The sequence below is a fragment of the Chryseobacterium sp. CBo1 genome, assembly GCF_001693475.1.
GTDB lineage: Bacteria > Bacteroidota > Bacteroidia > Flavobacteriales > Weeksellaceae > Chryseobacterium > Chryseobacterium formosense.
In genome coordinates, this window is record NZ_MAUH01000041.1 from 1 (window position 1) to 13431 (window position 13431).

At 34.1% G+C, this 13431-nt stretch carries 15 protein-coding genes; 6 read left to right on the plus strand and 9 right to left on the minus strand.

The features are described from left to right. Positions 1-198 precede the first annotated feature (198 nt). The 3 genes from asnS to BA768_RS16450 all read right to left on the minus strand — a co-directional run bounded on the left by asnS (position 199) and on the right by BA768_RS16450 (position 2863). Complete coding sequence (asnS, locus tag BA768_RS16440) at positions 199-1647, minus strand: asparagine--tRNA ligase (protein ID WP_065721646.1); 1449 nt, start codon at positions 1645-1647, stop codon at positions 199-201. 121 nt (positions 1648-1768) lie between these two features. Further along, positions 1769-2368 (minus strand): CDP-alcohol phosphatidyltransferase family protein, encoded by a 600-nt coding sequence (locus tag BA768_RS16445; RefSeq protein ID WP_065721647.1) that lies wholly within the window; start codon positions 2366-2368, stop codon positions 1769-1771. Between the two features lie 15 nt (positions 2369-2383). Beyond that, positions 2384-2863: a hypothetical protein gene (locus tag BA768_RS16450; protein WP_065721648.1), complete on the minus strand. Its 480-nt coding sequence runs from the start codon at positions 2861-2863 to the stop codon at positions 2384-2386. Between the two features lie 99 nt (positions 2864-2962). On the opposite strand from BA768_RS16450, the gene BA768_RS16455 reads away from it, so the two are divergent. Then, positions 2963-3889: a hypothetical protein gene (locus BA768_RS16455; protein WP_065721649.1), complete on the plus strand. Its 927-nt coding sequence runs from the start codon at positions 2963-2965 to the stop codon at positions 3887-3889. A 76-nt stretch (positions 3890-3965) separates the two neighbouring features. Here BA768_RS16455 and rimM read toward each other — a convergent pair whose 3' ends face one another. The 5 genes from rimM to BA768_RS16480 form a co-directional block, all read right to left on the minus strand. Further along, positions 3966-4508, minus strand: coding sequence for a ribosome maturation factor RimM (rimM, locus tag BA768_RS16460; RefSeq protein ID WP_065721650.1), 543 nt, complete (start codon positions 4506-4508; stop codon positions 3966-3968). A gap of 98 nt (positions 4509-4606) precedes the next feature. Next, entirely contained in the window at positions 4607-5170 is a 564-nt protein-coding gene (locus BA768_RS16465) for a 30S ribosomal protein S16 (RefSeq protein WP_034679652.1), read from the minus strand. Between the two features lie 268 nt (positions 5171-5438). Beyond that, positions 5439-5963 carry a nitroreductase gene (locus BA768_RS16470; RefSeq protein ID WP_065721651.1) on the minus strand — a complete coding sequence of 175 codons (525 nt, stop codon included), beginning with the start codon at positions 5961-5963 and terminating at the stop codon, positions 5439-5441. Between the two features lie 271 nt (positions 5964-6234). Further along, positions 6235-6687: a hypothetical protein gene (locus BA768_RS16475; protein ID WP_065721652.1), complete on the minus strand. Its 453-nt coding sequence runs from the start codon at positions 6685-6687 to the stop codon at positions 6235-6237. Positions 6688-6783: 96 nt separating this feature from the next. Then, positions 6784-7317, minus strand: a complete 534-nt coding sequence (locus BA768_RS16480; protein WP_065721653.1) for an SRPBCC family protein — start codon at positions 7315-7317, stop codon at positions 6784-6786. Positions 7318-7545: 228 nt separating this feature from the next. Here BA768_RS16480 and BA768_RS16485 point away from each other — a divergent pair, with 228 nt between their 5' ends. From BA768_RS16485 to BA768_RS16505, 5 genes are all read left to right on the plus strand, one after another. Beyond that, a complete protein-coding gene (locus BA768_RS16485; RefSeq protein ID WP_065721654.1) occupies positions 7546-9603 on the plus strand; it encodes a M3 family metallopeptidase in 2058 nt (685 codons plus the stop codon). A gap of 44 nt (positions 9604-9647) precedes the next feature. After that, complete coding sequence (locus BA768_RS16490; protein ID WP_065721655.1) at positions 9648-10289, plus strand: hypothetical protein; 642 nt, start codon at positions 9648-9650, stop codon at positions 10287-10289. Positions 10290-10433: 144 nt separating this feature from the next. Further along, entirely contained in the window at positions 10434-10784 is a 351-nt protein-coding gene (locus BA768_RS16495; RefSeq protein WP_228388456.1) for a hypothetical protein, read from the plus strand. Between the two features lies 1 nt (position 10785). After that, positions 10786-11079, plus strand: a complete 294-nt coding sequence (locus tag BA768_RS16500) for a hypothetical protein (RefSeq protein WP_034679666.1) — start codon at positions 10786-10788, stop codon at positions 11077-11079. Between the two features lie 68 nt (positions 11080-11147). Beyond that, positions 11148-11822, plus strand: a complete 675-nt coding sequence (locus BA768_RS16505; RefSeq protein ID WP_065721656.1) for a DUF4919 domain-containing protein — start codon at positions 11148-11150, stop codon at positions 11820-11822. 74 nt (positions 11823-11896) lie between these two features. On the opposite strand, the gene BA768_RS16510 is transcribed toward BA768_RS16505, so the two are convergent. Further along, the gene (locus BA768_RS16510) at positions 11897-13264 is read right to left on the minus strand and encodes a hypothetical protein (RefSeq protein ID WP_065721657.1); all 1368 of its coding nucleotides are present in this window, start codon (positions 13262-13264) and stop codon (positions 11897-11899) included. Between the last annotated feature and the right edge of the window lie 167 nt (positions 13265-13431).

Consider the following 13431-nt stretch of genomic DNA (forward strand, 5'->3'; position numbering starts at 1 on the left):
GCGGAATTATTCAGGGAAATAAAATAGCTTCTATCGGTTTTGGCGATTCAGAAGAAGATTTTGACAGAAGCAAATCTTCAAATTCTGAAGCTTTGCAGAATGAAATTTTAGAAGTTATAAAAAAAAACTGTTTCAATAATAATGCAAAAAAATGTCCTTGAAAAATTTCAAGGACACTATTATATATTATGTTGAGAATTAAAACTCTGCATTCTTCGGAGTTCTTGGGAAAGGAATCACATCTCTGATGTTTGTCATTCCTGTCACGAAAAGCACAAGTCTTTCTAAACCAAGTCCAAAACCTGCGTGAGGAACCGAGCCGAACTTTCTTGTATCAAGATACCACCACAATTCGTGCTCGTCAACATGCATTTCTGCCATTTTAGTTTTCAGAACATCTAATCTTGCTTCTCTTTCTGAACCACCGATGATTTCTCCGATCCCAGGGAAAAGTACATCCATTGCAGCAACGGTTTTATTATCATCGTTTAGCTTCATGTAGAATGCTTTGATTTCTTTCGGATAATCAAATAAAACTACTGGACATTCAAAATGCTTCTCAACCAGGAATCTTTCGTGCTCAGACTGAAGATCTGCGCCCCATTCTTCGATCGGGTAAGCAAATTTTCCTTTTTTATTTTCTTTTGAGTTTAATAAAATCTCAATAGCTTCGGTATAAGAAACTCTTTTAAAACGTTTAGCAATAACATTTTCAAGCTTTTCAATCAGGCCTTCTTTTGCTCTTTCTTTTTCAGGTTTTGATTTTTGCTCTTCTACAAAACGTTTGTCTAAGAAATCCAAATCATCTTTACAGTTATCTAAAACATACTGAATCACATATTTTAAGAAATCTTCCGCCAAATCGATGTTGTCTTCAAGGTTGTTGAAGGCCACTTCTGGCTCAATCATCCAGAATTCAGCTAGGTGACGTGTTGTATTTGAATTTTCAGCACGGAAAGTTGGTCCGAAAGTATATATTCTTCCCAATCCCATTGCTGCAGTTTCGCCTTCAAGCTGTCCGGAAACCGTTAAGTTGGTTTTCTTACCAAAGAAATCCTGGGCGAAATCGATTTCTCCCTGCTCATCTCTCGGAATATTATTTAAATCAAAATTGGTTACTCCAAACATTTCGCCTGCTCCTTCTGCATCAGCTCCGGTAATTACTGGCGTGTTGATATAAAAGAACTGGTTTTGGTTAAAGAATGAATGAATCGCAAAACTCACTGCGTGACGTACTCTGAAAACTGCACCAAATAGATTGGTCCTGAATCTTAAATGCGCCTGCTCTCTCAAAACCTCCAATGAGTGTTTTTTAGGCTGAAGAATGGTTTTGTCTCTTTCTTCTGTAAAGTTATCTCCTAAAACAATAATTTTTTTAGCGATAATCTCTACGGTTTGTCCGGCTCCTTGACTTTCCACTACCTCTCCTACTACTTTTAAAGAAGAAGCTGTACTAATTTTAGAAATAATTTCTTCGTCAAAATTTTCAAAATCAACTACAATCTGCAAATTATTAATCGTAGAACCATCATTTAGCGCAATAAAGCGATTAGAACGGAAAGCTCTTACCCAACCGTAAACTGTAATGTCATGATGTAATACTTTTTTGTAGTCCTGAAGGACTTCTTTAATCGTCTGCTTTTTCATTTGTTGATGATAAAATTTTGTCTAAAAAATTAATGTCCGCAAAGTTACAAAAAACAGCGTAACTTTTAGATATTACGCCGTTCGATTTGAAAATCACATTTAATTCTGAAAAAATCAATTATTAATTAAAAAATGTCGTCTTTTTTCTTTGTACTCCATTTCTGATTTTCCAAGCATGAAACGCACTCGGAACATCATAATGCCATTTTGGAAGAATCAAAATAATAAGAATAACATCGATGTGGGATATTAACCCTAAAATTACCATCAGGTAAAACGACCAACCCGTTTGCTGAAATCCAATTAAATAAGTAAAAGCAATAATCAGACTTATTCCCCACAGTTTTGAGAGCCATGCATGAGTACAGGTTTCTTTGCCAAATTTTATCCAACTGATGATATAACAAAGAGCTTCCATGATAAAAATTAATGAAATTCCCTTCCATTCAATTTTTATAAGTTCCGGATTGATAAAATAAACAGCAAAGCCAAGAGATAGCCAAAATATAAGATCAGTCTGACTATCCAGTCTTCTGAGTTTTTCTGAAGAAACTCCAACTTTTCTGGCAATTATTCCGTCGAATATGTCTGTAAGCAATCCGATGTACATTAAAATAAGAATAATCGTTTTTGATTCTGCACCATTTAAGTAAGCCAAAAGAAAAATAATGGGCGCAAAAATGAAGCGTATTGCTATTAATAAATAAGGTATTGTTTTCATAATTATTTTTTAGATTTAATAAACCAGATTTATCCCGAAAGAGAATCTAAATCCTTCTGTAGGAAAATGTTTATACGTTGTATACTCGAAATTATATCCTAATTCTGCGGTAAAAAAATAATAGAAATTAACCCCAAGTTTTGGAGAAATGGCATTAGGTGTGATTCCTGCTCCCGCATACAAATGTTTTATCATGTTTTTATCACCTTCGAATGTTGCTATTTTCCGAAAATAATCCAATTCGGGAATTACAATAAATTTTCTATTCGGAAGATCCCACCAATTGAAATGCCCGCTCAAACTCACAAAATTGTTTTTATTGATCGGGATTTTCGGTCCAAAAGAAAAGAAAACTTTGTCATCGATTGAGGTCGCCTCAATTCTAGTACTTATTATTACTCCAATAATCTTCCAGTCTTTTTCATTTCCTATCTGCGATTTGAATGAAAAAGAAAAAATCATCACCATAACTACTATCAGATTTTTTATAACCATTTTCTTTAAATTATATATCAAAGCTAATTGTGAAAATCAATTTTCTGAATGCGAAAAAAAATTAAAATAAATTTCTAAATTTGTGAAAATCACAAAAACATGCATCAGGAAGTTTTATTGAAACTTATCAGAAAAAAAATCGGTGATAAATCTCTGAATGACGAGATTGCAAATATTCTCAACATCAGCTACGACGCAGCCCACAGAAGAACTTCTTTAAAAGCGAAATTCAGTTTTGAGGAAGCAATGGAATTGGCAAAAAATTACCAGATTTCACTTAATGAGCTTTTGACTTCGGAGAACCAGCTTATTGTACAGAAAACTTCTTCCGTCACAACTACTGAAGATCTGCAGTCTTTTTTCCAAAACAACCTGAATGTATTTGAAAAACTTCCGCTCTCAGACGAAATGACAATTTATTATTCGGCAAAAGACATCCCTTTTTTCTATACACTTTCAGATACGATGCTTTCCCGATTTAAAATTTATGTCTGGATGAATTTATTGAATGGTAAACAGGTTTTTGTTCCTTTTAAACAGTTTTCACCACCTAATTTCAACTTAAATACGAAAGAACTCCGAAGAAAATATGAAGAACAGAATGTGATCGAACTTTGGAACGAAACTACAATTACAAGCGTTGTGCAACAAATTTCGTTTTATTATGATACAAGACTTTTGCAAAAAGAAGAAGCCCTGATTATACTGAACGAGGTGAAAGAATTGATCGGGTATATTGAGCAAAAGACAGAAAGCAATTCAAAATATCAGATCTACGAAAATGAACTGATGCAGCTTTCGAACGATATATTTTTCAGTCATCCTAAAAATTCACTTTTAGCCATGCCTTTAAATACTTTTGGCTATATTTTGATCAATGACGAAAAAACGTGCAAGGATACTTACAATTATTTTGAGCATCAGATTAAAAATTCAAAATCATTAAATGCATCCGGAAACAGAGACCGAAAAATATTTTTCAATAAAATGTATGAGCAGATTGATGAGTTACAAAAAAAATTATAGCGGTATTTTTTCATAAAAAAACCTCTTTATCTTAAAATAAAGAGGTCATATATATTTAATCTGAAAGATTCAATTTCTACTCATCCTTTTTCGAGGGCACCAAAAACACATCTATCAAACCTTCCGGAAGCTGCATTTTGATCAATCTGTCATCGCGGTTTACTTCAAGAATCCAGTCTTTAATAATAGGAATTACCACTTCTTTTCCGTCTAAATTGGTCACAAAATAATTTTGTGCAGTCTGATCATTTACCGATCTGATGACACCGCAATTGTTTCCTTCCTCATCAAAAATTTCAAATCCGATGATCTCATGGTAATAAAATTGTTTTCCGGTAAGTTTTGGCAAAGAAGTCAAAGGCAAATAAACATTTTTCCCTAAAGACTGATCTACCAAAGCTTCCGAAGAATTTTTAAAAGCAATATTCAGCGCATCCAATTTACTCCATGAAGATTTTTCAATAAAAAAAGGAACCAATAAACCGTTGATTTCTAAAAAAATAGAATCCAATTTCTTGTAAAGTTCGGGCTGATCTGTATCCAGCTTAAGAATAACGTTCCCTGCAAGACCATGTCTGCGGGTAATTTTTCCCAACAAATAGCAATCTTCCTTTTTCATAATAAAAATCTAAAAATATGTGAACTTGAAATTAATTAATTTAAACAACAAAGACACGAAAAATTCCGTGCCTTTGCCTTATATTTTCTTGTAAAGAATTAAGCCTGAGTTTCTTCAGTTCCTTCTGCTTCAGCAGTAGGCTCTTCAGTCGTTTCAGCAACTTCTTCAGCAGGAGCGTTTGCAGCCTCTTCAGCAGCTTTAGCATCAGCTTCAGCCTGTGCAGCAGCAGCTATTCTAGCTTCGTTTACTTTAGTTTCAGCATCGAAAGCAGCTTTCTTAGCATCAGCTTTAGCAGTAGCCAAACCTTCTACTTTACCTTGTACTTTAGAGTCTTTAGCTTCTAACCAAGCGTTGAATCTCTTCTCAGCTTCAGCCTCATCAAAAGCACCTTTAGCAACACCACCTTGTAAGTGTTTTTTGTAAAGAGCACCTTTATAAGAAAGAATAGCTCTAGCCGTATCAGTTGGCTGAGCACCGTTGTTTAACCACTTTACAGCAGAATCAACGTTCAAATCAATTGTAGCAGGGTTAGTAATTGGGTTGTAAGTTCCGATTTTTTCGATGAATCTACCATCTCTTCTAGATCTAGAATCTGCAACCACGATATGGAAAAAAGGTCTTCCTTTTGATCCGTGTCTTTGTAATCTGATTTTTACTGACATAATGTTTGAATTTTATGGGAACTCGTCCCGATTAAATATTTAAGTGTGCAAAGATAGTAAAAAAGTTCAATATTCAAGATTTATTATTCAAATTTCTCAAATAAAATATAGAATCTTGAATATGAAATTTTAAATCTTCAGGAGCCGGGAACCTGCTTTCCGCTGTATCTTTTGCTTCGCAAAAGGATGTCGCTGCAATCAGGGCTATGATTTTTGTTTGCAAATCACGGTTTCTCCATACTACCAAAATTGGTAAACCTTTATATTGTTAAATTGCTACTTTATCCAAGTTTCCCAAATAAAACAGTCCAAGACATTTTTGATTTTCCTCAATCGTCAGAGCATCTTTCAAATGATCTACCAATTTAGGGGAACTCCAGTAACAGCCGATATTATTGGCAGTACACGAAAGATACATATTCTGAACCGCCATTGAAACCGCTGCAATTTCTTCCCATTCGGGAACCATCCCGCTAAAATTAACAACAATGGAAACTACAGTATTTGCTTTATTGATTTTAAAGCCAATATCATTATATTTTTTCTCTAAAAAAACTTGTGGAGCAGTAACCGATTTGTAAATCTCCTGCATTTCTGAAGCTAATTGTGCCTTTTCCTCCCCTTTGAAAATTTTGAAACGCCAAGGTTTTGTACGTTTATGATTCGGAGCCAATGTTGCCGAATGAAGGATTTCATTGATAATTTCCTGTGGAATTTGGGTTTCAGAATAATCTTTTGGAAAGATACTTCTTCTCTGCTCTATAATTTCTTTTAAAACTTCTGCTTTATTCATGCAGACAAAATTACGGAAAATGTGGAGATTTGAAATTTGAAATTTGAAATTTGTGATGCGAGATGCGAGATGTGGGATGCGTAGCAAAATTAAAAAGGAAGGCTTTCTACGAAAAACCTTGATGCAATATTTTTCTTAAATACCACGAATGCACGAATTTTTAAGGCTTTAAGTAAAGCATTCGTTGTATTCCACTTGGTTCTTTTATTTTTTACCTTTACTTGGCTCTTTTACTGATTCTTTTTACTTGGCTCTTTATTATTTGGCTCTTTTAAATAACTTCCACAATTTTCTGATGAATCTTATTGAGTGTAAATTCTTCACCGGATTTCATGCCCATCATTTTTTTTGCCATCGGACTTTCGGGGGAAATGGCGTAAAAACGGTCGCCTTCAAAAAAGAATTCTCCCAAAGAAACAGAAATATAAAACCTTGCCTTATTGGTAATCACCAACGATCCGAGCTGAATTCTTTCGGGAGTAGCTGCTGGTAAAACTTTCAGCAAATTTCTTCTCAAATCGTTCAAAGCGCCGAGTTGTTTCTGCATCTGATAAATTTCTTCCTGCATTTCCTCTCTCATGCTGTCGTATTTCGGTGTTTTTTTTATATCACGGCTTGCTTCCAGGGTAAATTCGATGAAATTCTTCAGCTTTTCGATCTTTTCGGCAATCACGTTTTTTACATAATTTCTTATGTTGCTTTTCTCAAATACTATCTTCTCCATGAATCTATTCTTTAGATAAAGATAATATTTTAATTTAAAAACAAAAAACTGCTTCCAGAATTTGAAAGCAGTTTTTTATGTATTTAGAAATATTTCTTATTTTTCTACCAAAGCTTTTAGATTATTCAAACCTTCTTCATAGGATTTCCCCATCTGATAATCCATCATCGGTCGCATAATTTTCATCCAGGTTTCCTGTTTTGTATTCATACTCCAGGTAACTTTCGTAGAATTTCCTTCTGAAGTCAATACAATATCAGAAATTGCCTGTCCCTCAAAAGGTCTTTTGAAAATCATCTCAGTTTTTTGCTTTTCATTTGTCACCAGTTCTTTAATTTCCTGGCAACCGGCTCCAGCATCATCATTTTTACTGTCCCAACAATATTTATCTCCTACTTCACCTGGATTTCCGGTGTAGGTAACCGTCATGTTTTTGTCTAATTTCATCCACGGATTCCATTCATTGAAAGCTTTCATGGTGCTGATCTGTTGCCAGACTTTTTCCTTTGGAGCATTCATCACAACAGATTTTTCATAATGATAATTTTCACCGAAAGCCAGCATTGCAATAATGGCATAGATAAGGAATAGAAGGATGATTCCCCCAATAATTTTTAAAATTGTTTTCATAGTTTAGATACGTTTAAGTTTATAATTTCATTGTGTTTGTTATGCTAAATATAATATCAAAAACTGTTACCAAAAATAATATTTCTCTTCTTGTTTCATCTTTTCATATGACAAGAATAATTTCCGGACGGTGCATTTTTGTCACAATTGGTAACAGAGGCATTCTTTTTGTGCAATCAGAATCTGTATTATTCAAATAACTAAATTTACATCAATAAAAAATACCACATGAATATTTTAACAGAAAAATTCAGCACTCCATATCATTCTGCACCGTTTAACGAAATTAAAAATGAAGATTATCTTCCTTCTTTTAAGGAATTAATTCAAAAATCTGAAAAGGAAATTGATGCTATTGTCAATAATCCTGAAGAACCAACATTTGAAAATGTGATTGAAGCTTTAGCTTATTCGGGTGAACAACTGGATGTGGTTTCGAATATATTTTTCAATTTAAACTCTGCTGAAACGAGTGATGAATTACAACAAATCGCTCAGGAAGTTTCCCCGATTTTAACGGAATATTCTTCAAAAATTTCTCAAAACGAAGCACTTTTCAACAAAATAAAAAAAGTCTACGACGAAAAAGAGAAATACAACCTCAACGAAGAACAGCAAATGCTTTTGAATGAAACGTATAAAGGTTTTGTGAGAAGTGGTGCACTATTAAATGAAGAAGACAAGGAAAAATTAAAGAAAATCAGCATGGATTTGTCTGTGAAGTCTCTTCAGTTCGGACAAAATGTATTGGCTTCAACGAATAATTATTTTAAACATATCACCAATAAAGAAGATTTAGCAGGAATTCCGGATGCGATTTTGGAGCAATATGCCGAAGAAGCAAAAGAAAGAAATCTGGAAGGCTGGGTCGTGACTTTGCAGTATCCAAGCTATATTCCGTTTATGACGTATGCAGAAAACCGTGATTTGAGAAAAGAATTAGCTTTAGCAAACGGTAAAAAATCTTTCGACGGAGGAGAATTTGATAATCAGAATTTAATTAAAGAGCTTTTACATTTAAAACAGCAAAAAGCAGAATTATTAGGTTACAAAGATTACGCAGACTATGTTCTTGAGGAAAGAATGGCAAAATCTCCCACAAAAGTAATCGACTTTCTGAATGAACTTTTAGTAAAAGCAAAACCTTACGCAGACAAAGAGATCGAAGAATTAAAATCTTTAGCAAAAGCTGACGGAATCGATGAAATGCAAGCTTACGATCATACTTTTTATGCAGAAAAACTCCGTAAAGCAAAATATGATTTGAATGATGAGGAATTAAAACCTTATTTCCCATTAGAACAGGTTCAGGAAGCTGTTTTCGGTCTTGCCAATAAACTTTTTGATTTGACTTTTGAAGAAAGAAATGATATTCCTAAATATCACGAAGATGTAAAAGTATATGAAGTTTTTGAGGCGGAAAGCGGGAAGTCGGAAGATGGAAGTCACAATTCTGAAAAAACTTTCAAAGCCTTACTTTACGTAGATTATTTCCCAAGAAAAGGTAAAAGAGCCGGAGCGTGGATGACGAGCTACAAAAATCAGTATCAAAAAGATGGAGAAAATTCACGTCCACATATTTCGATTGTTTGTAATTTCAGCAAACCGACGAAAGAAACCCCTAGTTTACTGACATTTCAGGAAGTGACGACTTTATTCCATGAATTTGGTCATGCCCTTCACGGAATGTTGGCGAACACACAATATCCTACACTTTCAGGAACTTCTGTAAAATGGGATTTTGTGGAATTACCGTCTCAATTCTTAGAAAATTTCTGCTACGAACCGGAATTCTTAAAAACTTTTGCCAAACATTACAAAACGGGTGAAGTTCTTCCCGACGAAAAAATAGAAAAAATAGAACAGTCGAAAAACTTTATGGAAGGTTATCAGACGTTGAGACAAATCGGTTTTGGATTGCTGGACATGAATTACCACACACAAGTCGGAGAGTTGGAGGGTTTGAGTGTGAAAGAGTTTGAGGATAAGTACACGAAAGCAACTCAGCTTTACCCAGTAAATCCTGAAACAGCGATGAGCCCGAGTTTTTCGCATATTTTTCAGGGTGGATATTCTGCGGGATATTATTCTTATAAATGGGCAGAAGTTTTGGATGCTGATGCGTTCCAGTATTTTAAAGAAAACGGAATTTTTAATCCTGAAATTGCCGCAAAATATAAGGTTCTTCTTTCTTCAGGAGGTACAAAAGATCCGATGGAATTATACAAAAGCTTCAGAGGAAGCGAGCCTAAAGTGGAGAGTTTGCTGAAGAGGGCGTTTGGCTAGAATATTATATAAATTTTATATTGACTCATTAGAAAATTTCAAAAATGAAACTTAAATTAAGTTTATTTCTCTTTTTATTTTTTTCGAATATATCATTTTTCTATTCTCAAAAAGTAGGAATAATCTCTGATATTAATTCAAAAATGGGATACGTTGTTTTTAAAGGCGAATTATTTACCGAAAAGCCCATTTTTGAAAAAGATATAAATTACGATTTGATTGATTTTCTTCACCAATATTATACAGACAAAAACATTTCGTCAAAAAACATTAATCCGACAGGAATATCATTTAATGGCGTTTTTTCAAAAGAAATTGAACGTTTTCGTAATGTATGTAAAGAAAATAACCTTGATCAACTCCTAATTATTTCTAAAAATAAGTCTTATACTTCAAATGATCCGATGCTAATATATAGCTCATTAAATCACGAACTTGGTATTGAGGCTTATGTAAAGACAAAAACCCGAGCTATCATGTATGGTAATTTCCGAATATATTTATACAATTTAGCAGATCATACCATCAAAGATGTAGTGAGTAATGTTTACATTCCACACCGGTTTAAAGGTCCTGTATTTGATGACAAGAATTACGATCTTATTAATGATGAAGTTAAAAAACTATTTGCAGATGATTTAGAAAAATTGGTAACAAGAAAAATGGACAAATTTTACAGCAAATAATATTTCATTTGATAATGAATAAATAATATAGTATCAAGAAAACTCCAAAAGATGAAAGCTTTTGGAGTTTTTGTTTTATAGATGTTCAATGAAGAAAAAATTATTAACATTTAAATAATAATTTATAAATTTATTCATTATTAAATGAATTACTTATCACAGCGTATGCAAAACAACTATCCTGAAAAAATCACTACTGAAAATTCTCAGAATATAAATCCTGAAGTACAGACCATGGTTATCAGACAAGATGAAAACAGATCCAACGGAATCGGGACTGCCGGATTTGTATTGTCATTGATGGCCATTTTTGTAAGCTGGATTCCTATTTTCGGATGGTTCGTCTGGTTTATAGGATTAGCTCTTTCCTTTATCGGCTTGTTTAAAGCTCCGAGAGGTCTCGCTATTGCAGGTCTGGTCATTTCCTTAATTGGAGTAATCATTTTAATTGTTTTTGTGGGTGCCATTCTTGTCGCCGCAGGAATGAGCCAATAAGATGTTGAAATTTAACAAAAACATACTGCTGTTCATTTTTATAATTCTTATTTCCTGTAAGAAAGAAAACAATGATTATTTAAAAGGACATTGGAAAAATTGCGGAGAAAATCCCGGATTTTCTGATATTTTGGTATTTGATGAGAAGTATAATTCTGTTCGAAACGACACGATTTTCTCGCATAAAGATTCAGCAATTGCAATCGTGGAAAAGATCAGTCATGAATACGGTGAGCCAAAGCTGTATCTGAAAAGCATTAAAGATCAAAAAATCTATAGATTCTGTAAAAAATAAGTTTTATAAGAAAAATTAATTCTCATCTGCCTTATTTTTTCTTAAGTTAGCCCTACAAGAAACTTTATATGCTTAGACAAATTCTTTTATTTTCGATACTAATAATTTCAAGTATTGCGTATTCCCAGACTAAACAATATGAAGCTCCGGATTACAAAATGATCAGGAAGAATATTGAGAATAAAGATTCTGAATTTTATTATCCGAAATTAATGGCTAAGCTAAAAGCCCGTGATACACTAATTACGGAGGAGCAATACAATCATTTATATTTTGGCTACACTTTTCAGAAAGAATATCAACCGTACAGCAAATCTGATCAGGAACTGAAACTGACAAAGTATTTCCAGAGCGATGAATTAAAAAAATCTGATTTTGCTGAAATCATTAAGATTTCAAACGTAGCCCTGAAAGAATTTCCTTTGAATCTGCGGGTGATGAATTTCCTTGCTTATGTTTATCATCTCGACGGTAATGAGGAAATGGCAAAAAAAGTTTCTCAGAATTTTTATGGTTTGTTTGGTGCAATTTTCAGATCTGGAGACGGAAAAGATTGCAGTTCAGGTTTTCATGTAATTTCGGTAAGTCACGAATATGCAGTGATGAATGTTCTCCAATTAGAAACGGTTTCTCAAAGTTTAGAAGGCAATTGCGATTATTTAAGTTTAGAAGAAGGCAAGTATAAGCTACCCGGAGTTTATTTTAATATTACAAAACTTAAAGAAAAAGGATTTGGATTCTGATTGTAAAAATTCTTTTTAGAAGAACAATCTGGTTATTTTATTTCTAATTTGACCGTAATTTTATTTTATTAAATTTAATCAACAGGAGTTGTAGCAACTAATTTACTTCCACCCGGTTCAGCGGCAAGATCTGCTGCCATTCCCTGGGCAAGATCTACTCTCGCTTCTTCAGAGAAAATAGTTCCTATAAACGGAATTAAAAAAAGAGCGCCCTGAACGGAGTTTGAAGCAAGGCTTTTTAAACTATTCTTAGAATTGGCTGCAGCCGCTGCTTGTCCGTCATCTACCATACTCGGATTCATTCTTCCGCTGTTGTAAAATCTTGCTGCATTCCGCCACTCAGGATATTTCCCATTATTTAAATCAGTAAGTAACTGTCTTGCTAACGGATTTGTTCGTAACTGTTGACGAGAAAGACCTTCTAAGTTTGCCAATTGCCGCTGAAGATTTACATTACTGGCATGCACTCTTCTTGATTCTGCAATATTGGTGATTTTACCGGCGACAGTTCCTCTTTTATAGGAGGTAATTTTATACCATGCGCCGCTTTCCTTTTTTATCTCAATAATATCTTCTGAATCCTGTACAAAATCATCCGGTTTTGATGGTGCTCCCCACAAGCTATTTTGATCAATATCCTGTTCTTCGATCTTTCCAGTCTCGCGATTGACAACATTTTCGGAATGATTATTCATACGATCATACGTAGTATTATCACTTACATCACCTACGTTTTCGTGTCCCCATCTTATTCCGCCTCGGAAAGCGTAATTGATTCCGCTAAAAACGGCGAACCCTGCAATAAACCTTCCGCCTGCTAACCAAATCTTTCCTGCAACTGATGCTGCACCGAAGCCGGTAAATGCACCTGGTAGAAAAAAACCTGCTCCAAAAGATGCGACAACATTAATTCCCAGTTCCCATTTGTTCTTAGAAGCAATAGAGCTTGCAGCAGCATTTGCAGACGCTTCATCGAAGAATGGAGTAAGTACACCACTGTTTCCACATTTCAAAATAGAAGAACGGGTAATTGCGGAAGCTCCGTTGATTTTCACACTATTGTGAGCGAGAAACCATTGTCCACCATTTAAAGGATCTGTGCACTTATGATTTACCGCTTTAATTGTTGCTACAGCTCCACCAACAAAAATAGCAGCTCCGACTCCAAAGGCTATCCAACCAACAGGGCCTGAAAGAAAAACAAGTGCACCCACTGCAAGACCAGCACCAAAAGCAAGCAATGTACCTGCCAAATTTGCAGGCGATTTACAGGTAAATTCAACCTTAACATTTCTATCATCTACGGTAAGAATGGGTTGTTTTGTATTCTCATAATAAACATTAAAAGTACTTCTACTATGAGAAAATTTTTGTGGTGCTGAACTTAATTGGTACGTACATACAGCAAACACTTTATTTTCCGGAATATATGAAACTGCCATAGTTTAAAATTTAGGGATAAATAATACAAATATTATACTAACCCGTAGTGCATTATCACACAATAGCTATTTTAATATTATTCATTTTTCTTTTATAAACAAAAACATTTATGAATTGGATAAATGTGAGTGTCATTATTTTACTTAGTATTCTTGTTTTGAATCCA

Coding starts and splice junctions, on each gene's coding strand:
- asnS (WP_065721646.1), bottom strand. CDS start 1,647: ATGAAAAAGCAGACGATTAAAGAAGTCCTTCAGGACTACAAAAAAGTA.
- BA768_RS16445 (WP_065721647.1), bottom strand. CDS start 2,368: ATGAAAACAATACCTTATTTATTAATAGCAATACGCTTCATTTTTGCG.
- BA768_RS16450 (WP_065721648.1), bottom strand. CDS start 2,863: ATGGTTATAAAAAATCTGATAGTAGTTATGGTGATGATTTTTTCTTTT.
- BA768_RS16455 (WP_065721649.1), top strand. CDS start 2,963: ATGCATCAGGAAGTTTTATTGAAACTTATCAGAAAAAAAATCGGTGAT.
- rimM (WP_065721650.1), bottom strand. CDS start 4,508: ATGAAAAAGGAAGATTGCTATTTGTTGGGAAAAATTACCCGCAGACAT.
- BA768_RS16465 (WP_034679652.1), bottom strand. CDS start 5,170: ATGTCAGTAAAAATCAGATTACAAAGACACGGATCAAAAGGAAGACCT.
- BA768_RS16470 (WP_065721651.1), bottom strand. CDS start 5,963: ATGAATAAAGCAGAAGTTTTAAAAGAAATTATAGAGCAGAGAAGAAGT.
- BA768_RS16475 (WP_065721652.1), bottom strand. CDS start 6,687: ATGGAGAAGATAGTATTTGAGAAAAGCAACATAAGAAATTATGTAAAA.
- BA768_RS16480 (WP_065721653.1), bottom strand. CDS start 7,317: ATGAAAACAATTTTAAAAATTATTGGGGGAATCATCCTTCTATTCCTT.
- BA768_RS16485 (WP_065721654.1), top strand. CDS start 7,546: ATGAATATTTTAACAGAAAAATTCAGCACTCCATATCATTCTGCACCG.
- BA768_RS16490 (WP_065721655.1), top strand. CDS start 9,648: ATGAAACTTAAATTAAGTTTATTTCTCTTTTTATTTTTTTCGAATATA.
- BA768_RS16495 (WP_228388456.1), top strand. CDS start 10,434: ATGAATTACTTATCACAGCGTATGCAAAACAACTATCCTGAAAAAATC.
- BA768_RS16500 (WP_034679666.1), top strand. CDS start 10,786: ATGTTGAAATTTAACAAAAACATACTGCTGTTCATTTTTATAATTCTT.
- BA768_RS16505 (WP_065721656.1), top strand. CDS start 11,148: ATGCTTAGACAAATTCTTTTATTTTCGATACTAATAATTTCAAGTATT.
- BA768_RS16510 (WP_065721657.1), bottom strand. CDS start 13,264: ATGGCAGTTTCATATATTCCGGAAAATAAAGTGTTTGCTGTATGTACG.